Origin of the sequence: Mycobacterium sp. 1274761.0 (genome assembly GCF_001668615.1) — a bacterium.
Classification (GTDB): Bacteria; Actinomycetota; Actinomycetes; order Mycobacteriales; family Mycobacteriaceae; genus Mycobacterium.
The window spans coordinates 18,658-41,482 of sequence record NZ_LZMC01000053.1; the positions used below are offsets into that span (position 1 = coordinate 18,658).

The window sequence follows — 22,825 nt, forward strand, 5'->3', positions numbered from 1 at the left end:
AGTGAGGATCGCAGCGAAGCGAGGACCGGAACGAGCGGGAGCCGAAGCATGAGCCCTGAGGCGACGCGAGTGAGGATCGCAGCGAAGCGAGGACCGGAACGAGCGGGAGCCGAAGCATGAGTACAGCGGCCGAAGGTCACCCCGAGGAGGCGATTACCCTCGGTCTGCACGACCACGCGTCTCCGCAGGAGCTCGTCGACAAGATGGCCGACGACGTCGTGCTCGAACTGGGCTGGGGCCGACTGATTTTCGGCCAGACCTTCGCCGACGCGGAAAAGCTCGCGGAGGTACTGCGCGGTGAAACCTACGGCAGACGCGACATCTGCATCTATGCCCGCGAACCTCACGTGCTGGTCGCCCGTGCGCCCGCCGAGTTGTTTATCGACCCCAGTCACACGTATCGACTGCGCTTCACCGACGACGACGAGCCCTCGCCGCGTCCTTCAGGCTTCACCGTGCGTCCCCTTCAGAATGAGGCCGAGGCCGACGCGATGAACAACGTCTACGTCCGCTGCGGAATGGTGCCCGCACCGACGGCGGTCATCTGGGACAACCACCGCAACCGCGAACCGGTCGACTACCTCATCGCGGTGCGCGACGACGACAACTCGGTGGTCGGCACCGTCACCGGCGTCGACCACAAGCTGCTGTTCTCCGACCCCGAAGACGGCTCGAGCCTGTGGACACTGGCCGTCGACCCGTCGACCAGCCTGCCCGGTGTGGGCGCTGCCCTGACCCGCGCGCTGGCCGATCTGTATCGCACGCGCGGCCGGGCATATATGGATCTGTCGGTCACCCACGACAACGCCGCGGCGATCGCGTTGTACGAAAAGCTGGGTTTTCAACGGGTTCCGGTCATGGCCGTCAAGCGCAAGAACGCCATCAACGAACCGCTGTTCACCCATCCGCCCGAGACGGTGGACGACCTCAACCCCTACGCCCGCATCATCGCCGACGAAGCGATGCGCCGCGGTATTTGGGTAGAGGTCCTCGACGCTGGCGCGGGCGAGATGCGGCTGTCATACGGTGGCCGCACCGTCATCACCCGAGAGTCGTTGTCGGAGTTCACCTCCGCGGTGGCGATGAGCCGCTGCGACGACAAGCGCCAGACCCGCCGCATCGTCGGCGAGGCCGGGCTCACGGTGCCGAAGGGCCGGTTGGCCACCTTCGATGAAGGTGACCACGAGTTCCTCGCCGAGGTCGGCGACGTGGTGGTCAAACCGACCCGAGGTGAACAGGGCAAGGGCATCACCGTCGGCGTCGACGGGCCTGAGGAACTGGACAGCGCGCTGGCCCGCGCCCGTGAGCAACATCCCGAGGTGCTCATCGAGCAGCGGGCGAAGGGCGACGACCTGCGCTTGGTCGTCATCGACGGGAAGGTCGTGGCGGCCGCGATCCGCAGGCCGGCCGAGATCGTCGGCACCGGCCACCACACCATCCGAGAGCTGATCGAGGCGCAGAGCAGGCGTCGGGCCGCCGCCACCGGCGGTGAGTCACGCATCCCGCTGGACGCGGTCACCGAATCGACCGTCGCCGAGGCCGGCTGGTCGTTCGACGACGTGCTGCCCGAGGGCGAGCGGCTCCGGGTGCGACGCACCGCGAACCTGCACCAGGGCGGCACCATCCACGACGTCACCGCCGAGGTGCATCCCGAACTCTGCCGGGTGGCCGTCACCGCCGCCGAGGCGATCGGTATCCCGGTGACCGGCATCGACCTGCTGGTGCCCGACGTCAGCAAGGACACCTACGTCTTCATCGAAGCCAACGAGCGGCCGGGGCTGGCCAATCACGAGCCCCAGCCGACCGCGGTCGCGTTCATCGACTATCTGTTCCCGGCCACCTCGGGGCTGCCCCAGGCATGGACCCCCGAACACGCGCGGAACTGACGCGGTTTCACCAGGTGCTGGTGCGCAGCACGATCTCGGCGGCCAGCTGAGCCGTGGACTCTTGGGCGTTGCGCCGCCCGAGCAGTTCGACGAGCCGGAAGTCGCCGTACACGTAGCGCTGGCTTGCCCGGACCACCGCCCGGGCAGCCGGTGTGCTGACCAGCGCCGTGGTGTTCATCTCCACCGGCGGGCAGTTCTCGTCGCGGATGACACCGGACTGGTCGGGCACGCGTGGATGACCGCGGTCGACGACCACCAGGCCGATGAAGCGGTCGAGTCGGGTGGCCGCCAGTTCCCACGCCAACTCGCCGCCGACACGGTCGCCCACCAGAAGTCCCCACTGCACGTCGAGCATGTCCATGATGCCGACGACGGATTTGGCGGTCAGACGCGGATCCGGACCAACGACGATGGTCCGCAGCGACGCGGTGTGCAACCGCTGGCACACCGCGTCATAGGCCGACGCCGCCTGTTGCGCGGCGCCGAGCAACACTACGACGGACCCCTTGTCGGGCCCCGCGACATTGACCGGGACGGGGAAACCGTCGACGGTGACCATCGTCGAGGGCATTGGGCCACGCTACAGTGCGCCAGCAGTCGGCGGGTGGTTTTTGCAGTGCGTCTCAGCCGTCGCTCAGCCGCTCGGCTTGCTTGGCGCTGATATCCAGAAACGTCTGCGGCAGCGCGCCTTTGACGGCGATGGCAGGGTTGGGCGTCGGGAACGCGATGCCGAAAGCTGCCATGGCGCCGACGTTTTCGAACGAAAAGAACGCGCTGCTCTTCTTCCCGTTCAGGTCCATCGTCTGCTGGTACACCAGCGCGCCTGGTCGCGGTGTCTGCAACCGGGTCGTCGTCATCGGGATGCCTTCGGATGCCGGGTCGAAGAACGTTTGGTATTCGGCGCACCGCTCGGCGGTGGCGGCGAGCTTGTCGAGATCCAGCCGCCACGTCAACACGGTCATCACGATGCGCGCACCGTCGTAGGCGACGCTGTATTTCGAGGCGCTGCCGGCGCCGCGTTCCGCCGATGCGGCGATCACTCGCGTCAGCGCGTCGGAGCAGCCTTCGGGTTTGGACAGCATCGAGGGCGGGCCGCTGTCGCCGTCGGGTCTGCCCGACTGCTCGACAATGCGGTCGTATTGCACGTCCGGCGGGAAGTCCGCGGCGGTGAGCACGGTCCGGTCGAGCCTGGCGCCGGGCCAGGTGGCAGTTCCCGCAACTGTGCTTGCGCAGCCGGTGAACGCCGCGGCCAGCAGAAGCGCCGACGCGGCCATCCTTGCGGGCCGCCCGATCATGGTGCCAAGGCTACCGATGCAGCGCGCTGACGATCGTCAGGCGCTGCGGCGGCCCGTTCTCCAGCAGGGCCAGGATCGCGTCGATGTCGGTGTGGGCGGCCAGCAGGTCGGCCATCAGATCGAGCTGTGCGTCCCGCCGCGCCGAGACGTCGATATCGGCGGCGACCACGAAGCCGCCCCGCCCGCAGGCCGCGGCGGCCTCGCCCAACCAGCGGCGTCGCGCCTCATCGTTGTCGAAAAGGCCATGCCAGTGCGTGCCGTACACCTGGCCCCGCCGGATGCCGACCCCGAGCCAGTCCTCGTCGGCGGATCGCGACACCTGGCCGTGGTGGATCTCGTAGCCGCGCAGCCCGGCGTCGTGATGATGCAGCGTCTTGGCGGGCGCGAACACGATGTCCGCGTCGAGCAGCCCGAGCCCCTCGATCTCTCCGGCGCCCGACTCCACCGCGTCGTCGATGCGGCGGCACAGCATCTGGAAGCCCCCGCAGATGCCCAGCACCGGCCGACCCGATCGGGCATGTGCGGCGATGGCGTCGGCCAGACCGCGCTCGCGCAGCCACGACAGGTCGGCGACGGTCGCCTTGCTGCCGGGAACGACGACGACGTCGGCGTCGGGCAGGTCAGCGGGATCGGTCACCCAGCGCACCAGCACACCCGGCTCGCAGGCCAGCGCCTCCACGTCGGTGGAGTTGGAGACGCGCGGCAGCCGAATGGCCGCCACCCTCAACCACTGGTCGCCAACCGGCGGCCGCGGCTGGCCGACGACGCGGTGGGCCGTCACCGACACCGAGTCCTCGGTGTCGAGCCAGAAGCCCTCGTCGAACGGCACGACGCCGTATGTCGGCCTGCCGGTCAGCTGTTCCAGCAGCGTGAGCCCGGGTGCCAGCAGGGCCGGATCGCCGCGGAACTTGTTGACCAGAAAGCCGGCGATCAGCGCCTGATCCTCGGCTGCGAGCACCGCTACGGTGCCGAACAGGTGAGCCAGCAGCCCGCCGCGGTCGATGTCGCCCACTAGAACAACCGGCAGGTGCGCCGCCCGCGCCAACCCCATGTTGGCCAGATCGGTCGCGCGCAGGTTGATCTCGGCCGGCGAGCCTGCGCCCTCGCAGATGACCGCATCGAATTCGGCTCGCAGCGAAGCCAATTCGTCGTTGATGACTTCGGCGAGCCGCTCACGGTGGTTGATGTAGTCGGCGGCCGCGACGGAACAGGCGACCTGCCCACGCACAACCAGTTGTGAGGTGCGGTCGCTGCCCGGCTTGAGCAGGACGGGATTGAACCGGATGCTGGGCGCCAGTCCCGCAGCGCGGGCCTGCATCGCCTGCGCCCGGCCGATTTCGCCGCCCTCGACAGTGACCGCCGAATTGTTAGACATGTTCTGCGCCTTGAACGGCGCCACCGCTATGCCCTTGCGCGCCAGCAGCCGGCACAGCCCGGCGACCACCATGGACTTGCCGGCGTCGGAGCTCGTCCCGGCGACCAGCAGCGCGCCACCCCTGGGCGTCGTGGGATTCACAATGCAGCGGGCTAGTCGGCGAGGGTCAGGATTTCGGCGCCGTCGTCGGTGACCACCAGGGTGTGCTCGAACTGCGCGGTCCACTGGCCGTCTTTGGTGACGACGGTCCAGTCGTCGTCCCAGATCTCGTAGTCCAGCGAGCCGAGGTTGATCATCGGCTCGATGGTGAACGTCATCCCCGGCTCGATGACCGTCTCCACGGCCGGCTGGTCGTAGTGCAGCACCACCAGCCCGTTGTGGAAGGTGGTGCCGATGCCGTGTCCGGTGAAATCGCGAACAACGTTGTAGCCGAAGCGGTTTGCATACGACTCGATGACGCGGCCGACGACCGAGAGCGCTCGGCCGGGCCGGACCGCCTTGATGGCCCGCATCGTGGCCTCGCGCGTGCGCTCGACCAACAGTCGGTGCTCTTCGGACACGTCACCGGCGAGGAAGGTTGCGTTGGTGTCGCCGTGGACGCCGTCGATGTAGGCGGTGACGTCGATGTTGACGATGTCGCCGTCCTCGATGACGGTCGAGTCGGGGATGCCGTGGCAGATCACCTCGTTCAGCGAGGTGCAGCAGGACTTCGGGTAACCCTTGTAACCGAGCGTCGACGGATAGGCGCCGTGGTCGATCATGTATTCGTGGGCGATCCGGTCCAGTTGGTCGGTGGTGACACCGGGAGCGACGGCCTTACCCGCCTCGGCCAGCGCCCCCGCGGCGATCCGGCCGGCGACCCTCATCTTCTCGATCACCTCGGGCGTCTGCACCCACGGCTCGCTGCCCTCTTTGGCCGTCGCCTTGCCGACGTACTCGGGGCGGGCGATGGACCGGGGCACCGGCAAGGTCGGCGAGACCACGCCGGGGCTAAGGGCGGTGCGAACAGGCATGACGCCAGGGTAGCGGCTATCAGCCGCCGCGTTTGAACCAGGATTTTCGTGGCCCGCGAAGGTCGACCGACCCGCAGACCACCTTGCCGGTGAGGATGACGTGCGGCGTGCCGTCGGCGGGGGCGTCCCTGCGGTGGTCGGCGGCGCTGCCGACGAAGACCTCGACGTCGTCGATCGACGCGCTTGCTCCTTCCGGCAGCCGCAGGTCAAGACCGCCGAACTTCATGTCGAGCTCGATGATGACCATCGGGCCGGCGAATCGGGCGGAGGTGAGATCCAGCTCGACCGAGCCCATCCGCCGGTATAGCGCCAGTCGGGTCGGTACCGTCCACTCCCCCTGACGTTTCAGCGAGCCCATCACGCCGCGAAGCTCCACCCGGTCGGTGGCGGAGGTGACGATTGCCCCCGGCCCCGGCAGGTCACCGACCAGGTTGTCGAGATCGGAGCGCAGCCGCGCCTGCGATACCAGCGCGGAGCGCTCCTCGAACTCGTCGATGTCGATCAGGCCGAGCGCCACGGCGTTGTGGAGCCGCCGCAGCGTGCCGTTGCGGTCGGCATCCGAAACGCGCAGCGGCGCGGGTTGCTCATTGATCCCCGTCATCGCCATCCCAAAATACCGCGCGACGGTGACGTGCAGGATACGCACTAGCCGACGGAACCGCTGCACTTGATATCAGCGTCTTGGCGCCGGGTTTTGCGCATTTGTGCTGATGTTCCGGGGCTGAGATCGCCCGATGCTGGCTACCATGAGCGAACCTCAGTGGAACGACGTGATCATGGGCGAACTGCCGACCGGAACGGTGACGCTGCTGCTGGCAGACGTCGAGGGCTCGACGCGGCTGTGGCAGACCCAGCCCGAAGAGATGACCGCCGCCGTCGCACGCCTCGACACCGCTGTTGCGCGGTTACTCACCGTCCACGACGGCGTCCGGCCGGTGGAACAGGGTGAGGGTGACAGCTTCGTCGCGGCGTTCGCCCGCGCCAGCGACGCGGTGGCGTGCGCGCTGGCACTGCAGCAGGCCCCGCTGGCGCCCATTCGTCTGCGCATCGGTGTGCACACCGGGCAGGTACAGCTGCGCGACGAGGGTAACTACATCGGTCCGACGATCAACCGGACCGCGCGGCTGCGCGACCTCGCGCACGGCGGCCAGACAGTGCTGTCGGCGGCGACCGAACAACTGGTCGCCGATTGGCTACCCAAGGACGCCTGGCTGACCGATCTCGGCACCCACGAATTGCGTGACCTGCCAAGGCCTGAGCGGGTGACGCAGCTGTGCCATCCCGACCTGCGCAACGATTTCCCGCCTCTGCGAGCATCGAAGAGCACTGAGAGCACCAGCCTTCCGGCACAGCTGACAAGTTTCGTGGGCCGGGTCACGCAGATGGCCGAGATTCGGGACCTGTTGGCCAACAACAGGATGGTGACGTTGACGGGCGCGGGCGGTGCCGGAAAGACGCGGCTGGCGATTGAAGTTGCCGGCGGCATCGGCGGCGATTTCCGCGATGGCGTCTCCTACGTCGATCTGGCACCGATCACCCACGAGGCGGTGGTACCGGTGGCCGTCGCGCGCGCGCTCGGCCTTCCCGACCAGCCCGGCCGGACCACGATGGACTCGCTCGTCCGGTTCATCGGCGACCGCCGGACGTTGATGTTGTTGGACAACTGCGAGCACCTGCTCGACGCGACCGCAGCGCTGGCGGCGGAAGCGCTGGCCACCTGTCCTGGGCTGCACATCCTGGCGACCAGCCGGGAATCCACCGGCGTACCGGGTGAGGTGACGTTCCAGGTGCCGTCACTGTCGTTGGACGACGAGGCCCTGGAGCTGTTCGCCGATCGTGCCCGCCGCGTCCGGCCCGACTTCTGCGTAAGCGCCGAAAACGTCGCGACCGTCACCGAAATCTGCCGCAGGCTCGACGGTTTGCCGTTGGCGATCGAGCTCGCCGCGGCACGAGTCCGGGCACTGTCGCTCGACGAGATCGTCGACAGCCTGCACCGTTTCCGCCTGTTGACCGGTGGATCTCGCACCGCAGTGCGACGGCAGCAGACATTGCGGGCGTCGGTGGACTGGTCGCATGCGCTGCTGACCGAGCCGGAACGCATTCTGTTCCGGCGGCTCGCGGTGTTCCTCGGCGGATTCGATCTCGACGCCGCTCAGGCCGTCGCGGGCGACGCCGAGGTGGAGCGCTATCAGATCCTCGACCAGCTCGCGCTGCTCGTCGACAAGTCACTGGTGAATGCCCAAGACACCAACGGCCGCACGCGATACCGGTTGCTCGAGACGGTGCGCCAATACGCGCAGGAGAAGCTCGGCGAGTCCGGTGAAGCAGAGGCGGTGCGGTCACGCCACCGCGATCACTACACGTCGATGGCGGCATTGCTGGACTCGCCCGCCCGCAGTGACTATGACCGCCTCGTCGAACACGCCGACGAGGACATGGACAACCTGCGAAGCGCCTTCGCATGGAGCATCGAAGCAGGCGACATTGCGTCAGCTGTGGAGCTGGCATCGTCTCTGCAGCCATTGTGGTTGTCCCGCGGCAGGATTCAGGAAGGCATCGCCTGGCTCGACGTCGTCCTGAACGACAAGCGGTTCGCACAAGCGGGCCCTGCCGTACGAGCCAAAGGGCTGGCGGACAAGGCTGTTCTCGGCGAATGGGTCGGTATTTACCACGTGGACGACGCGCAGCAGGCCCTCACCATCGCACGCGAACTCGACGATCCGGGCCTACTGGTCCGGTCGCTGATTGCTTGCGGCGGCGCGGCGGTATACGACGCCGCGGCAGCAGAACGTTACCTGGTCGAGGCGAACGGGCTAGCCCGCGAACTGGGTGATCCGTGGAGGCTGAGCCAGATACTATGCCAACAAGCACAGGCGGCCTTCATCGCCGGCGATGTCAACGGGGTCATTCCGAAAGCCGAAGAGGGACGCGATATTTCCGACGCCGTCGGCAACCGTTTCGGATCGAGGCAATGCCGCTGGCGGCTCGCCGGTGCCTTAGCCTTCCAGGGCAGTCTATCCGCGGCAGTCGGCCTGCTGAATCGGCTTCTCGAGGAAGCCGAGGCCGACCACGATTCCATGTTGCGGGTCACCCTGTTGTTCATGCTGCCGCACGTTCTGGCGTTCCGGGGCGAACCGGACGCTGCTATCGCTGCGGCGCGCGAGGCCATTTCGTCGGCGGCCGAGATTGGGGACCTTTACATTGGCAACGGCTACAGCTCTGCGATGGTCGCGTACATGGCCGCTGGAGACATCGCCGCGGCAGCAGAAGCCGAGAACGAGGCGTGGTCGCACTTGAAGAACTATCCCGAGCTGGCGGCGCTCCAGATGGCTTATATCGCCGGTTCTGCCTTGGCGCGCGCCGATCTGACCGTTGCGCGGCCCTTCGCCGACAACGCGGTCGCGGGGTGCACCGGCTGGTATCGGGCGGTGGCGCTGAGAGCGCGGGCCCGTATCGCGATCCTCGACGGTGACGCCGAGAGCGCCGAGCGCGATGTGCACGATTCATTGGCGTGCGGCGGAGCCGTCGGCGCCTATTTGTTCGCCGCGGAGGATCTCGAGATCCTGGCGAGCTTGGCCACCCGCGCGGGCAGCCATCTCGAAGCGGCCCGCCTATTCGGAGCGGCGGAGGGAATCCGAATGCGGACCGAAGAGGTCCGCTCGCCGATTTACCAAGGCGAGTACGACGCGGTGCTGGCCGAGTGCCGGAATGCCCTCGGTAAGAATGACTTTCAAGCGGCGTGGGACGATGGCGCGGCCCTTTCCACCACCGAGGCTATCGCCTACGCGCAACGTGGTCGTGGTGAGCGCAAGCGACCGTCGAGCGGGTGGGCCTCGCTAACGCCCGCCGAAATGGACGTGGTTAGGCTGGTCAGCGAGGGCCTCGGCAACAAGGACGTCGCCGCACGGCTCTTCGTGTCACCGCGCACCGTGCAGTCTCACCTCACGCGCGTCTACACCAAGCTCGGTCTCACCTCGCGTGTGCAACTTGCCCAAGAAGCCGCCCGCCGGACCGACACCGCTCAGGCCAGGTAGTCCGCCGGCAGGCTCTCGAGCATCCAGCGCAGCATGCGCACCGCGTACTCCGAGCTGCCACCGCCGACAATTAACGCGGAGAACGCCATATCGCCGCGGTAACCGGCGAACCACGAGTGCGAACCTCCGTTGAATTCCGCCTCACCCGTTTTGCCGCGCACGTCGCCCACGCCGTTGAGATCCTTGGCGGTGCCGTTGGTCACGACGAGCTGCATCATCGGTCGCAACCCGTCCAACATCTTCGGGGAGATGGCGGTACGGTCGCCGGTGATCGTCGTCTGCCTGCCCTCGATCAGTTGCGGCACAGGTGTTTTGCCCGCCGCGACGGTGGCCGCCGCCATCGCCATCCCGAACGGGCTGACCAATACCTTGCCCTGACCGAATCCGTCTTCCGTGCGCTCGGCGAGGTTCACCGTCGGCGGCACCGAACCGGAAACCGTTGGGATGCCCTCGACCTGGTAGTCGGGTCCGATGCCGTACTGCGCGGCGGCCTGGGTCAGGCCCCGCGGCGGCATGTGGCTGGCCAGTTCGGCGAAGGTGGTGTTGCACGAACTCGCGAATGCCCGCGACATCGGCACCGTGCCTAGATCGAAGCCGCCGTAGTTCGGGATGGTCCGCTGGCCGATGTCGAGGGTGCCGGGGCAGCCCAGAAGTGTGTTGGGCGTGGCCATGTCGCGTTCAATGGCCGCGCCGGCCGTGATGATCTTGAACGTCGAGCCGGGCGGGTAAAGACCCGTCGTCGCCGCGGGTCCGTCGGCGTCGGCGGCGGAATTCTGTGCCACGGCGAGGATCTCGCCGGTGGATGGCTTGATCGCCACGATCATCGCCTTCTTGCCGCCGACGCCGTCGACCGCGTGCTGCGCGGCGTCCTGCACTGCGCGGTCCAGGCTGATGGTGATCGACGGCGCGGGTGTGCCGGGCACCTCGTTGAGCACGGCGACATCCACGTCGTTCTGGTTCACGCTGACCACCCGCCAACCGGGCTGGCCGTCGAGTTCGTCGACCACCGACTTCTTGACCTCGGTGATGATCGCAGGCGCGAAATGCTCGTCGGTGGGCAGCAATTCCGCCTGCGGAGTGATGACCAGGCCGGGACGTTCACCGAGAGCGCCCGCCACCTGATCGCGGTCTGACTGGCGCAGAGTGATCAGGCTCAGCGGTCCCTGCGACGAACTCGCCTCCTCCGCAAGCCGCTGCGGATCGAGGGCATTGTCAAAGGGCCGCAGCGCGTCGACGACGGCCGCCGCGGTGGCCATCAATTGCGGGCCGGCCGCCTTGGCGTCCAGCGCGAAATGGTAAAGGTAGCCGGGCATCAGCACTTCGGTGCCGCTGCGCTCGTTGACCGATGCCCGCCGCGGCGGGTCCGCCCGCAACGCAAACGTCTGGTGCTCACCGAGTTTCGGGTGCAGACCGGTCGCGGTCCAGCGCACTTCCCAGTCGCCTTCGTTGCGCACCATGTTGAGTTGGCCGTCGTAGGTCCACGTGCGGTTCTTGGGCAGATGCCAGGTGTAGCGGTAGGCCACCGTGCCGGTGTCCTCGGTGAATTTCGAGCCGAGCACCTGCGCGTCCAGTGAGGTGGCCTGCAGGCCCGCCCACGCTTCGTTCAGTGCGGCTCGCGCGTCTTCGGGCCGGTCGGTCAATTGCGACGCGCCCCCGGTGTCGCCGTGGCCGAGCGCCGCGAAGAACTTCTCCGCCGCGGGCTCGGGCCCGTTCTGTTTCGGCGTGCAGGCATTCAGTGATGCGGAGACCGCCACTACCGTCAGCAGGCTCGCCAGACGGGTGACGGATGTGAGCAATGTGACCATTGATGCAAATGTTAAGAAATCGATACCTCAAAGTGGCGGAGGCGCGACGCCAGAGTCGACGAATTCTGCCGCAGGGCGTTCACCGGCTCGGTGAGCGACCCTCAGAACCCGACGCGAGGTCAGCCCGCCGCAGGCGCCCGCACCACCAGCGGCACTGCCGGGAAGTACGCCGCCATCTCCGACCGCGATTTCCGCAGTGCGGCAGTGCCGTAGCCCCGTTTGCGGAATTCCGAACGGATCCAGACGCGCACGTTCACCTCGCCGTTGGCCAGCTCACCGAACACCATGCCGACCTTCTCGGCGCCGTCGACCGCCACCAGCCACACCGCCTCTTCGGCGTGCACGCGACCCACGGCGGCGCGGATCTCGTCATCCAGATCGCCCGCGGGCGCGCCCGATCCGTCGCCCGCCGCGCGTACGTCATCGGTGCGGGCCGCGAAGATGTCGCGGTCGGACTCCGGCGAGAACGCGCGCAGCATCAGGGTTTCGCCGGGCGCGGGTTGCCGGTCGCCGATCGTGAAGCTCAGCTCGTGGTTGAGATCCTCCAACTCGTCGCGAATCCGCCGGCGCGACACTTTGGTCAGCCGGTCGAACGACAGTCGCAGCACCGCCTCACCGGCGGTCAGCGACGTCCCGAGCATGGCCGCGATCGCCTCCACCGCGGCGTCGTAATCCTCAGAGTCCACGATCACGTCGAGCAGTTCATGACGCCGCTCGAGCGCGCGCACCAGCGCGTCGGCGATCTCTCTGCGTTCGGCTTTCTGCGCGTCGTCGGTCATGGCGTGAAGCCTAACCGGGCCCCCTGAGACGTCGGCTCAGTCGAGCAAAACGGTTGCGAATGTCCCCACTTCGGCGAAGCCGATTCGGTCGTAGGTCGCGCGGGCCACGGTGTTGAAGTCGTTGACGTACAGGCTGGCGACGCGTCCGCTGCGCACCACCGCGGCGGCCAGCGTCGCGGTGCCCGCCGTGCCGAGCCCGCGCCCGCGCCAGTCGGGATGAACCCACACGCCCTGGATCTGACCGACGGCCGGCGATTGCGACCCGACCTCCGCCTTGAACACCACCTGGCCACGCTCGAACCGGGCCCACGCCCGTCCGGCCGCGATCAGGCCCGCGACTCGCCGCCGATATCCGCGGCCGCCGTCCCCGAGGCGGGGATCAATGCCGACCTCGCCGATGAACATGTCGACGGCGGCCACCAGGTAAGCGTCGAGCTCGTCCATCCGCACCGGCCGCACCGTGGGATCGAGCGTGCACTGTGGGGCACTGGCCAGCGCCATGAGCGGTTGACGGCCACGCACATCGCGGGCCGGCCCCCAGGCGCGTTCGAGGCGCCGCCACATTGGCAGCACCAATTCGGCGCGGCCGACCAGCGACGAGCAACGCCGTGCGCCGCTGAGCGCCTTATCGGCGAACGCCTGAAGATCGTTGGGCTCCCCGCGCAATGGGATGAGGTTGGCACCGGCATAGCAGAGCGATTCGGTCGGCTTGCCGCGCGACCACAGTTCGCCGCCGATGGCTCCAGGGTCGACGCCGTGCTCGGCGACGCGGGAGGCGACCATGCAGCTGCCGACAGGGTCGGCATCGAGCACCTGGCGCACCGTGCCGGCGTCGCGCACCACCGAAACCCGTCGCTCGTCGACGAAGCGGAATAGCGGCGGAGCCGACATCGGGACTCTTTCTGCGGCCTCAGGGCATCATGACCCCGGTCACAGGGTCATGTTCAGCTTACGGTGACGACCGGCGAACCGCTGCCATCATTCGAACCGCGCCCGGATTCTTTTTCGCTCGCGATTCGCATGGCCTCTTCGATCAGCGTCTCCACGATCTGGTGCTCAGGGACGGTCTTGATGACTTCGCCCTTGACGAAGATCTGGCCCTTGCCGTTGCCGGAGGCCACGCCGAGGTCCGCTTCGCGCGCCTCGCCGGGACCGTTGACGACACAACCCATCACGGCGACGCGCAGCGGCACGTCCATGCCCTCCAGCCCCGCGCTGACTTCATTGGCCAGCGTGTACACATCGACCTGCGCGCGCCCGCACGACGGGCACGACACGATCTCGAGCGAACGCGGCCGCAGGTTGAGCGACTCGAGGATCTGGTTGCCAACCTTGACCTCTTCGATGGGCGGCGCCGACAGCGATACGCGGATGGTGTCGCCGATGCCGCGGGAGAGCAGCGCACCGAACGCGACGGCCGACTTGATCGTGCCCTGAAACACCGGGCCCGCCTCGGTCACGCCGAGGTGCAGCGGGTAATCACATTGCGCCGCAAGCTGTTCGTAGGCGGCGACCATGATGACGGGGTCGTTGTGCTTGACGCTGATCTTGATGTCGCCGAAGCCGTGCTCCTCGAACAGCGACGCTTCCCACAGCGCCGATTCAACGAGCGCCTCGGGGGTGGCCTTGCCGTACTTCTCCATGAAGCGCTTGTCGAGCGAGCCTGCGTTGACGCCGATGCGGATCGGGATGCCCGCCTCCCCTGCCGCCTTCGCGACTTCTTTGACCCGGCCGTCGAACTCCTTGATGTTTCCCGGGTTGACACGCACGGCCGCGCAACCGGCGTCGATCGCGGCGAAGATGTACTTCGGCTGGAAGTGGATGTCGGCGATCACCGGGATCTGGCTGTGCTTCGCGATCTCGGGAAGTGCGTCGGCGTCCTCCTGCCGCGGGCACGCCACCCGCACGATGTCGCAGCCGGATGCGGTCAACTCGGCGATCTGCTGAAGCGTGGCGTTCACATCGTGTGTCTTGGTGGTGCACATCGATTGCACCGCGATCGGGTGGTCGCTGCCGATGCCGACGTTGCCGACCATCAGCTGACGAGTCTTTCGCCGGGGCGCCAGCACTGGCGCCGGAGGCGCCGGCATGCCTAGACCGACGGACATTGTGTCTCCTATTGGAACGGGTGGATCGGGTTGACAAAGTCGGCGGTGACGGTCAACGCCATGTAGCCGACAACGAAGACCAGGATCACGTAGGTGGCGGGCATGAGCTTGAGGTAGTTCACCGGCGCCGCGGCCGCCATGCCGCGCGCCTTGCGGATGGTGTTGCGAACCTTCTCGAACCAGGCCACCGCGATGTGGCCTCCGTCGAACGGCAGCAGCGGGACCAGGTTGACCGCGCCGAGCACGAAGTTCAACTGGGCGAGGAAGAACCAGAACGCGAGGTAGAGGCCCCGCTCGAAGGCGTCGCCACCGATGATCGACGCGCCGACGACGCTGATCGGCGTCTCCGGGTCACGTTCGCCGCCGCCGATCGAGTGCACCAGCGCGCCGACCTTGGTCGGAATCTTCGCCAGTGACTTGCCGAGTTCCACGGCCAGGTCACCGGTGAACGCGACCGTGCCCGGAATCGCGGTGACGGGGTTGTACTGCGTGTACTTGACGGGTCCCCCCGCGGCGGCCGACACCCCGATGGCGCCGACGGTGGTCGGGGCGGTGGCAGTGTCGGAGGTGAACCGCCGGGTCTCGACGACATTGACGACCTTCGTCATCTGCTTGCCGTCGCGTTCGATGACGAACGGAGTAGGGCCGCTGGCTTCGCGGACCGCGTTGACCATCTCGTCGGGGTTGTGCACGTCGGCGTTGCCGACCTTGACGATGATGTCGCCCTGCTTGATTCCCGCGGCGGCCGCCGGCCCGTCGCCCGTGCAGTCGGCGTACTTGTCCTTGCTGAGAGCCGGTGCGACACAAGACGTTTGGCTGACGTATGCGGCGGATTGCGGGGTCAGGTCGGGCAGACCCCAGTGCAGCGCGATGCCGTAGAGGATGGCCAGGCCGACGACGAAGTTCATGCCGGGACCGGCGAACAGCACGGCCGCGCGCTTCCACGTCTTCTGCTTGTACATCGCATACGGGCGGTCCTCCGGCGCGATCTCATCGATCGACGTCATGCCCGCGATGTCGCAGAACCCGCCGAGCGGGACCGCCTTGACCCCGTATTCGGTGTAACCCAGCTTGTTGGGTCGGCGGGTCGACCACAGCGTCGGGCCGAAGCCGACGAAGTAGCGGCGCACCTTCATGCCGGTGGCCCGCGCCACCCACATGTGACCGCACTCGTGCAGCGCCACCGACACCAAGATGGCGAGCGCGAACAGCGCGACACCGATGACCCACATCATTTTGTGGCGACAACCTCCCGAGAAACCGCGCCCCGTGCCCTGTCTTTGGCCCAGCGTTGCGCGTCAAGTACCTCTTCCACGGTAGCGGGTTCTGCGGCCCACTGGTCTGAGGCGTGCAGCACGTCGGCGATGGTGCGCACGATCGCCGGGAACCGGATGCGGCCGTCGAGGAAAGCGGCCGCAGCCTCCTCGTTTGCGGCGTTGTATATCGCGGTCAGACAGCCGCCCCGCTGACCGGCCTCACGGGCGAGTTCGACGGCCGGGAACACCGAGGCGTCCAGCGGCTCGAAATCCCAGCTGGACGCGGTGCCGAAATCGCAGGCCAGCGCGGCCGCAGGGACCCGCGACGGCCACCCCAGCGCCAGCGCGATGGGCAACTTCATGTCGGGTGGGCTGGCCTGGGCGATCGTCGAGCCGTCGGTGAACGTCACCATCGAGTGCACGATCGATTGCGGGTGCACGACCACGTCGATGCACTCATAGGCAATGCCGAACAGCAGGTGGGTTTCGATCAGCTCTAGACCCTTGTTGACCAGCGAAGCGGAGTTCAGGGTGTTCATCGGGCCCATCGACCAGGTCGGATGCGCGCCGGCCTGCTCAGGCGTGACGCCCTCGAGGCGATCGGCGCTCCAGCCGCGGAACGGGCCGCCCGAGGCGGTCAGCACGATTCTGGCCACTTCGTCGGGGGCGCCGGCGCGCAGACACTGGGCGATGGCCGAATGCTCGGAGTCGACGGGCACGATCTGGCCGGGTTGTGCGGCCTTGAGCACCAGCGGGCCCCCGGCGATCAGCGATTCCTTGTTGGCCAGCGCCAACCGCGCCCCAGTGGCCAGCGCGGCCAGGGTCGGCTGCAGGCCCAGCGCCCCGACCAGCGCGTTGAGCACGACGTCGGCCTCGGTGTTCTCGACCAGCGCGGTGGCTGCGTCCGGGCCGACGTAGGTGACGTCACCGACCTCGTCCGCCGCGTCGGGGTCGGCGACGGCGATGTCGGTGACGCCGGTGTCGGCGCGCTGGCGGGCCAGCAGGTCGGGGTTGCCGCCGCCTGCGGCCAACCCGACGACCTCGAACCGGTCGGGGTTGGCGGCGATGACGTCGAGCGCCTGGGTCCCGATCGATCCGGTACTGCCGAGGATCAGGACCCGAAGGCGGGAGCTAATTGTGCTCCTCGCGTCCGCATTACTCACCGTCCCATTGTGCCGCTCGCCCGCGACGTGGGGTCGACCGTCGCCTGGATCTTGAGAATCAGGTTGTCGCGGACGGTGAGTGTGATGACCGCGAACAACCGGCGCCGGTCGAAGGCCAGCAGCACCGGTTCGCCGACCGGTGCGCTGACGAGCGTCGCGCCGCCGAGGTAGCGCAGCAAGTTGCGACCGACCTCGTCCGGGCCGTAGTTGGTCTGCGGAGGGAGCCCCGCGGCGCCGAGAATCGTGCCCACACCCCACACCGTCGGGTCGAGCATCGACATCAACGCCTCGAAATCGCCGTTGGCGCAGGCCGTGATGAACGTCTCGGTGACGAGCTGATGTTCGGCGTCGGTGATGTCGGCGGCGTACGGCGCGTCGCCGCGGAACTTCGCCCGTGCCCGTCGCGCGAGCTGACGACACGTACCGGCAGGCCTGCCGACCATGTCGGCGATCTCGTCAAACGGCAACCCGAACACGTCGTGCAGCACGAACGACACCCGCTCGCCCGGCGACAGCCGTCGCAGCACCTCCAGCATCGCGTGGCGCACGTCGTCGTCGAGGGTCACGCGATCGGCGGGTTCCGGGTCCGTCGACGGCACCGCGCCTACGGACTCCAAATCCTGCGGGCGTTCATGCCGCATGCGCGCCGACCGCAACTGGTCGAGGCACAACCGCCCGGCAACGACGGTGAGCCAACCGCGAACGTCGTCGATCTCGTCGATCGGGGCGCGGGCCAGCCGCAGAAAGGCCTCCTGGGCGACGTCTTCGGCCTCGCCGACGTCGCCGAGCATCTGGTAGGCGAGGTTCACCAGGTACGGCCGATGGCTGCGCCATGCCGCATCGACCGTCGAAGGGGCGTTCATGTCACTACGACGCAGCAGCGGCGGCAGAAGTTACCCGGGCCCCGCGTAACTTTTCCGGCGGTCGCGCCGTCCTTGGATTGCATGAACACCATGATCGACAAGGGAGACAGCAGATGTCGCAACTACGGCCGCCCCGCTACCTCAAACCCATGAACCGGATCGTCAAAACGATGCAGCGGCTGGGCATTCCGACCGGACCTGCGATGATCCTGACCGTTCCCGGCCGCAAGACCGGCAAACCGCGCAGCACGCCGATGACGCCGTTCACCTACCGAGGCGGCCTCTACACCGTCGCCGGATATCCCGGCGCCGACTGGGCGGCCAACGCGCGGGCCGCGGGCGCGGGAACCCTCACGCGGGGACGACGGTCGCGTCAGGTCAGGATCGTCGAACTCGACCTCGACGAGGCGCGGCCGGTGCTACGCGAATTCCCGGCACAGGTGCCCGTGGGTGTGGGCTTCGCCAAACGGTCGGGGCTCGTGCAGGAGGGCAGCCCCGACGAATTCGAGGCTCTCGCAGGCCAATTGACGGTTTTCAGGTTCGACCCGGTTACCTGAAGTCGGCGATGATGTCGTCGGCGAATCGCTCGATCGACTCACGGAACTGTTCGACGCCACCGCGCGCCGGACCCGCCACCCCCCACGGCCGCACCATCACCTGCGTGATACCGGCGTCCTCTGCGCGCCGGTAGAGGTCGACCGAGGGCGGTTCGAGCAGCGCCAGCAGAATGTCGAACGGCTCGTTCTCCCGCCCGTACTCGCGGCGCAGCGCCGTCAACCGCTGGGCGTAACCGACGGCGTCGTCCCATCCGTATGCGTAGCCGACCCAGCCGTCGCACAGTCGCGCCGCGCGCCGCAGCGCCGCGTCGGACTCGCCGCCGCACAGGATCGGCACCGGTGCGGGCGGATGAGGTTCGACCATCATCTCGGGCACCTGGTAGTAAGGGCCGCTCCACGACACCCAACCGCCCTTCCACAGTTCGCGCAGCGCGGGAATCATCTCGTCCAGCCGCTTGCCCCGGTTGGTGAAGTCCTGGCCCATCAGCTCGTACTCTTCGCGCATCCACCCCACGCCCGCGGCCAACGCCACCCGTCCCCCGGAGATATCTGATGCGGTCGCCACCAGCCTCGCCACCTCCAGCAGCGGCCGCGCGGGCGCAATGTAGATCGCGTTGGCGAACCGCACCCGACGCGTCACGGCGGCCATCGCCCCGGTGAGCACCCACGCATCGGGCCACGGATTGTCCGGCTCCCATCCCGGCTTGCCCGTCGGCGAATCCGGATACGGCGACGACAGCTCGCGCGGGTAGATCATGTGGTCGGACGTCACGATGCCGTCGAAGCCGGCCTCGTCGAGCATCGGCGCGACGGCCACGCTGTCCGAGGCCGTCATGAACGCCGTGCCGCTCCAGAACTGCATCCGTCACCCTTTCGCTTCAGCAATGCTTCGTAGTTTCTTTAGCGGGAAAACCGGGCAGCATCAATGGCATGCAAAGCCTGCTGTGGTTCCGCCGGGACTTGCGGCTGGACGATCTGCCCGCGCTGCTGGACGCCGCAGAGCCGGCCGGCGACGTGCTGGCCTGCTATGTTCTCGACCCGCGCCTGCAGTCATCGTCGGGACCGCGTCGGCTACACCTCTATGAAGCCCTGCGCGAGCTGCACACCGCGCTCGACGGTCGGCTGATGGTGACCCGGGGGCGGCCGGAAAGCGCGATCCCCGCGCTGGCGAAATCCGTCGGTGCCACCGCCGTTCACGTGTCGGCCGATTTCACACCGTTCGGCCGCAAACGTGACGATGCCGTCCGGAAAGCACTGGGTGACATTCCGCTCGAGGAATCCGGATCGCCGTACCTCGTGTCGCCCGGCCGCGTCGCGAAGGGCAACGGCGAACCCTACAAGGTATTCAGCCCGTTCTTCGATGCCTGGCGTAAACACGGCTGGCGCGCACCGGCCAAGTCGGGCCCCACCTCGGCGAACTGGATCGACCCGGCCGGCCTCAAAGGGCGTGTCGAAATCCCAGAAGACACAGCGCAATTGGACCTACCGGCGGGTGAACGGGCCGCGCTACGCCAGTGGCGCAAATTCGTCAGCGATGACCTCAAGACTTACGCGGACGACCGCAACCGACCTGACCTGCCCGCCACGAGTCGGATGTCGGCGCACCTCAAGTTCGGCACCATCCATCCACGCACCATGGTGGCCGATCTCGACGGAGGCAAAGGCGCGCAAGCGTACCTGCGCGAGTTGGCATTTCGCGATTTCTATGCCGACGTACTCAACGACCGGCCCGACAGCGCGTGGTGGAACTGGAACAAGAACTTCGACGCCATGAAGCTCGATGAGGGAGCGGAAGCGAAGAAGTCGTTCGAGGCGTGGAAAGCCGGCAAGACGGGCTATCCGATCGTCGATGCCGGCATGCGCCAGCTCGCGCAGACCGGCTGGATGCACAACCGGGTGCGGATGATCGTGGCCTCGTTCCTGGTGAAGGATCTGCATCTGCCCTGGCAGTGGGGCGCACGCTGGTTTCTCGAGCAGCTGGTGGACGGCGACGTGGCCAACAACCAGCACGGCTGGCAGTGGGCCGCGGGCACCGGCACCGACGCCGCCCCTTACTTCCGGGTGTTCAATCCGACGACGCAAGGCCAGAAATTCGATCCCGACGGCGTTTACATCCGGCGCTGGATACCCGAGCTCGACACCGCCGATTATCCGGACCCGATCGTGGACCACAAGGCCGAACGCGCCGAAGCCTTGCGGCGCTACAGCGCGCTCACCTGAGGGTCAGGCCGCCGTCCAGCGGCAGCGCGACACCCGTCAGATGCCTGCCGCTATGGCCGCACAGGTAGACGATCGCGTCGGTGACCTCGCCGGGCTCCAGCGGCGGCATGGACAGCTTCGGCTGCTGCGCCTCGCCAAATGCCGGCTGATCGCCGATCAGCACACCCATCGCCTCGTTCATGATCATCGGTGTCGCGACACCGCCGGGATGGACGGAGTTCACCCGAATGTTCTTCTCCGCCAACGATGTTGCGTAGTGCCGCATCACGCCGAGCACGCCGTGCTTGGCGGCCGTGTAACCGGCTGCGCCGTGGCTCATCGTGTCGAACGTGGTGCTGACCGACTTGAAACCGGCCGCCGAACTCGTGATGACGACCGCGCCGCCGTCCCCCTGGCTCAACATTGCGGGCAACGCCGCCTCGATGGTGAAGTACACGCCTTTCAGGTTGACGTCGATCGCGTCGATGAACGCACTGACATCGAACCGCTGCCTGCCCGCGGCGGGGAAGATGCCGGCGTTGGCCAACACGAAGTCGATGCGGCCGAGCTCGGCGACGCCGTCGGCCACGACCTCGTTGAGGCGTTCGAAGTCGCGGACATCTGCCTGCTCGGCCACGATCCGCCGACCGGTCTTCTCGACGAGGTGGACCGTCTCGTCGAGGTCCTCCGGGCTCGGCATCGGGTAGGCGACGCTGTCGATCTGTCCACACAGGTCGACAGCGATGACGTCCGCTCCTTCCTCGGCGAACCGCACGGCATGGCTGCGCCCCTGACCCCGCGCCGCTCCGCTGATGAAGACGACTTTGCCCTCGAACTGTCCCGCCATGACGCACCACACTACGGCGGTGTGTAGTAGTCGTGTCACAATGGCGAGCAGCGTGAAGCCCGACCCCGAGGAGCAGCCGTGGTGAGCACCGAGTTGGACAAGACCAACGGTGTCGACGTCGAAGATGTGCCGTCTGCGGAGTGGGGCTGGTCCAAGGAGAACCACAAGGCGATACAGATCGGCGGCATCCTCGCCGCGTTGTTCCTGCTGGCCATGCTGCGCGGAAACCACGTCGGCCACGTCGAGGACATCTTCCTCATCTCGTTCGCCGTGGTGATCCTCGTGGTGGTGGCACGCGACTGGTGGCTGCGCCGCCGCGGCTGGACCCGGTAACCGCCTAGCTCTACGGGGCCGCCGCCAGCGGCAGCACCTCGCCGACCGGCCGCAGCTCGCCGGTCATTCCCGCCGCAGCACGGATTTCGACGAATGCGTCGAGCATGGCATCGGTGGCCTCGTGCGGATCATCCAGCGTGCGGTCGTCGGTCAGCACCGAGATCGCCAGCTGGTCGACGTAGCTCCACACCGTGATGTTCATGCCGCTGCCCACGACCACGGGGCCGACCGAGTAGATCTCGGTGACCGTCGCGCCCTCGATGAACCCTCGCTCGCGCGGACCGCGGACGTTGGAGATCGTCAGATTCATGACACTGGCCGACTCGAGCCGACGAGCCTGCTTGCGAAATACCGTCGGGGCAAGCGCGGGCGGCAGGTAGGACAGCCACGCGGGAAGGATCGTCGGCCCGAGCAGCTGATGGTCCTCTTTTGCCCTGGCGGTCGACAACGCGGTCAGCTTGACCCGTTCCATCGGGTCGGCGATGTGCACCGGCAGCGAGGTGGTGAGATAGGTGAATTCGTTGCCCGCCAGCCGTTCTGGGGACGGATTGGTGCTCACCGGTACGCCGGCGATCAAGGGCGACTCCGCCTTGCCGTCGTAGCGCAGCAACAACTGGCGCAGCGCTCCCGACGCCGTTGCGAGCACGATGTCGTTGATGGTGACGCCGAGGTGTTTGGCGGTGTCGCGCACGTCATCGAGCGACAACGGTGCCGTGGCGAAGCGCCTACCGGGGGTGACGACGTGGTTGATGAAGCAGTCCGGAGGCGAGAAATTCTTGGCGAGGTCGGGGTGCTCGCCGCGCTCCTTGGACCGTTGCCGCACCCGCGAGATCCCCGTCGCCGTCTCACGCACCAGCCGCGGTAGTTTGCGGATGAGCCCGGCGTGATCGCGCGCGGCTGCCTTCAGCAGTGACGCCCGGGTGCGTGCCACACCGGGCTCCTCGAACATCCCGACGACCCCTTGCGGCCCCTCTGGCGCGATCGTCTTGGCCACCTGGTTCGCGGAGGCCGTCCCGTCGGCGAGCACATGATGCACCTTGTGGATGACGGCGACCCGGCCGTCGGCGAGCCCTTCGGCGACGTACATCTCCCACAGCGGACGACTACGGTCCAGCGGGGTGCTGGCGATCTCGCCGATCAATTGGTCGAGTTCACGGCGTCCGCCGGGCGGCGCGACTTGTGTGCGGCGGACGTGGTAGTCGAAGTCGATCTCCTCGTTGATCACCCACATCGGGTGATGAAGCTTGAACGGAATGTCGACGAGTTGGTACCGCAGCGGCGCCATGGCCTGTAGTCGGGGGAACGCGATGGC

Annotated in this window: 20 protein-coding genes; 5 read left to right on the forward strand and 15 right to left on the reverse strand. The window is 67.5% G+C overall.

Going from position 1 to position 22,825, the window contains the following annotated elements; genetic code table 11:
- Positions 1-116 precede the first annotated feature (116 nt).
- Positions 117-1,886, forward strand: coding sequence for an N-acetylglutaminylglutamine synthetase (ngg, locus tag A5651_RS08585; protein ID WP_066978253.1), 1,770 nt, complete (start codon positions 117-119; stop codon positions 1,884-1,886).
- A 7-nt stretch (positions 1,887-1,893) separates the two neighbouring features.
- Here the strand turns inward: ngg and A5651_RS08590 are convergent, their stop codons facing one another.
- From A5651_RS08590 to A5651_RS08610, 5 genes are read right to left on the reverse strand one after another with little or no spacing between them, the layout of a single operon-like run.
- Positions 1,894-2,457, reverse strand: coding sequence for an alpha/beta fold hydrolase (locus A5651_RS08590; RefSeq protein WP_066978256.1), 564 nt, complete (start codon positions 2,455-2,457; stop codon positions 1,894-1,896).
- Between the two features lie 52 nt (positions 2,458-2,509).
- Positions 2,510-3,181 (reverse strand): hypothetical protein, encoded by a 672-nt coding sequence (locus A5651_RS08595; RefSeq protein WP_066978258.1) that lies wholly within the window; start codon positions 3,179-3,181, stop codon positions 2,510-2,512.
- Positions 3,182-3,191: 10 nt separating this feature from the next.
- A complete protein-coding gene (locus A5651_RS08600; RefSeq protein WP_255361793.1) occupies positions 3,192-4,697 on the reverse strand; it encodes a cobyric acid synthase in 1,506 nt (501 codons plus the stop codon).
- An 11-nt stretch (positions 4,698-4,708) separates the two neighbouring features.
- Entirely contained in the window at positions 4,709-5,569 is an 861-nt protein-coding gene (map, locus tag A5651_RS08605; protein WP_066978261.1) for a type I methionyl aminopeptidase, read from the reverse strand.
- A gap of 19 nt (positions 5,570-5,588) precedes the next feature.
- On the reverse strand, positions 5,589-6,170 hold the full coding sequence (locus tag A5651_RS08610; RefSeq protein WP_066978309.1) for a DUF1707 domain-containing protein: 582 nt from the start codon (positions 6,168-6,170) through the stop codon (positions 5,589-5,591).
- A gap of 145 nt (positions 6,171-6,315) precedes the next feature.
- On the opposite strand from A5651_RS08610, the gene A5651_RS08615 reads away from it, so the two are divergent.
- The gene (locus tag A5651_RS08615; protein WP_156662741.1) at positions 6,316-9,603 is read left to right on the forward strand and encodes a LuxR C-terminal-related transcriptional regulator; all 3,288 of its coding nucleotides are present in this window, start codon (positions 6,316-6,318) and stop codon (positions 9,601-9,603) included.
- On the opposite strand, the gene A5651_RS08620 is transcribed toward A5651_RS08615, so the two are convergent.
- The 7 genes from A5651_RS08620 to sigI all read right to left on the reverse strand — a co-directional run bounded on the left by A5651_RS08620 (position 9,591) and on the right by sigI (position 17,592).
- Positions 9,591-11,408: a penicillin-binding transpeptidase domain-containing protein gene (locus tag A5651_RS08620; protein ID WP_066978267.1), complete on the reverse strand. Its 1,818-nt coding sequence runs from the start codon at positions 11,406-11,408 to the stop codon at positions 9,591-9,593. The genes A5651_RS08615 and A5651_RS08620 overlap by 13 nt on opposite strands.
- Before the next feature lie 119 nt (positions 11,409-11,527).
- The gene (locus A5651_RS08625) at positions 11,528-12,187 is read right to left on the reverse strand and encodes a GNAT family N-acetyltransferase (protein WP_066978270.1); all 660 of its coding nucleotides are present in this window, start codon (positions 12,185-12,187) and stop codon (positions 11,528-11,530) included.
- A 36-nt stretch (positions 12,188-12,223) separates the two neighbouring features.
- Positions 12,224-13,078 (reverse strand): GNAT family N-acetyltransferase, encoded by an 855-nt coding sequence (locus tag A5651_RS08630; RefSeq protein WP_066978273.1) that lies wholly within the window; start codon positions 13,076-13,078, stop codon positions 12,224-12,226.
- Positions 13,079-13,131: 53 nt separating this feature from the next.
- Positions 13,132-14,295, reverse strand: coding sequence for a flavodoxin-dependent (E)-4-hydroxy-3-methylbut-2-enyl-diphosphate synthase (ispG, locus tag A5651_RS08635; protein WP_066978276.1), 1,164 nt, complete (start codon positions 14,293-14,295; stop codon positions 13,132-13,134).
- A gap of 8 nt (positions 14,296-14,303) precedes the next feature.
- The gene (locus tag A5651_RS08640) at positions 14,304-15,530 is read right to left on the reverse strand and encodes an RIP metalloprotease (protein WP_066978279.1); all 1,227 of its coding nucleotides are present in this window, start codon (positions 15,528-15,530) and stop codon (positions 14,304-14,306) included.
- The gene (dxr, locus tag A5651_RS08645) at positions 15,527-16,687 is read right to left on the reverse strand and encodes a 1-deoxy-D-xylulose-5-phosphate reductoisomerase (RefSeq protein ID WP_066978312.1); all 1,161 of its coding nucleotides are present in this window, start codon (positions 16,685-16,687) and stop codon (positions 15,527-15,529) included. The genes A5651_RS08640 and dxr overlap by 4 nt, the downstream gene beginning before the upstream one ends.
- A gap of 23 nt (positions 16,688-16,710) precedes the next feature.
- Positions 16,711-17,592 (reverse strand): RNA polymerase sigma factor SigI, encoded by an 882-nt coding sequence (gene sigI / locus A5651_RS08650; RefSeq protein WP_369803930.1) that lies wholly within the window; start codon positions 17,590-17,592, stop codon positions 16,711-16,713.
- Between the two features lie 98 nt (positions 17,593-17,690).
- On the opposite strand from sigI, the gene A5651_RS08655 reads away from it, so the two are divergent.
- Positions 17,691-18,134, forward strand: a complete 444-nt coding sequence (locus A5651_RS08655; protein ID WP_066978285.1) for a nitroreductase family deazaflavin-dependent oxidoreductase — start codon at positions 17,691-17,693, stop codon at positions 18,132-18,134.
- Here A5651_RS08655 and A5651_RS08660 read toward each other — a convergent pair.
- Positions 18,127-18,996, reverse strand: a complete 870-nt coding sequence (locus A5651_RS08660; protein WP_066978287.1) for a TIGR03619 family F420-dependent LLM class oxidoreductase — start codon at positions 18,994-18,996, stop codon at positions 18,127-18,129. The genes A5651_RS08655 and A5651_RS08660 overlap by 8 nt on opposite strands.
- Before the next feature lie 68 nt (positions 18,997-19,064).
- Between A5651_RS08660 and A5651_RS08665 the strand changes: the two genes are divergently transcribed.
- The gene (locus A5651_RS08665; RefSeq protein ID WP_066978295.1) at positions 19,065-20,354 is read left to right on the forward strand and encodes a deoxyribodipyrimidine photo-lyase; all 1,290 of its coding nucleotides are present in this window, start codon (positions 19,065-19,067) and stop codon (positions 20,352-20,354) included.
- On the opposite strand, the gene A5651_RS08670 is transcribed toward A5651_RS08665, so the two are convergent.
- Positions 20,347-21,180: a mycofactocin-coupled SDR family oxidoreductase gene (locus A5651_RS08670; protein ID WP_066978298.1), complete on the reverse strand. Its 834-nt coding sequence runs from the start codon at positions 21,178-21,180 to the stop codon at positions 20,347-20,349. The two genes, A5651_RS08665 and A5651_RS08670, sit on opposite strands and share 8 nt — an antisense overlap.
- 78 nt (positions 21,181-21,258) lie before the next feature.
- Between A5651_RS08670 and A5651_RS08675 the strand changes: the two genes are divergently transcribed.
- Positions 21,259-21,513 (forward strand): DUF2631 domain-containing protein, encoded by a 255-nt coding sequence (locus tag A5651_RS08675; RefSeq protein WP_066978301.1) that lies wholly within the window; start codon positions 21,259-21,261, stop codon positions 21,511-21,513.
- Positions 21,514-21,523: 10 nt separating this feature from the next.
- Here A5651_RS08675 and A5651_RS08680 read toward each other — a convergent pair.
- A partial coding sequence (locus A5651_RS08680) for a wax ester/triacylglycerol synthase family O-acyltransferase (RefSeq protein ID WP_066978315.1) occupies positions 21,524-22,825 on the reverse strand: 1,302 nt, incomplete at its 5' end.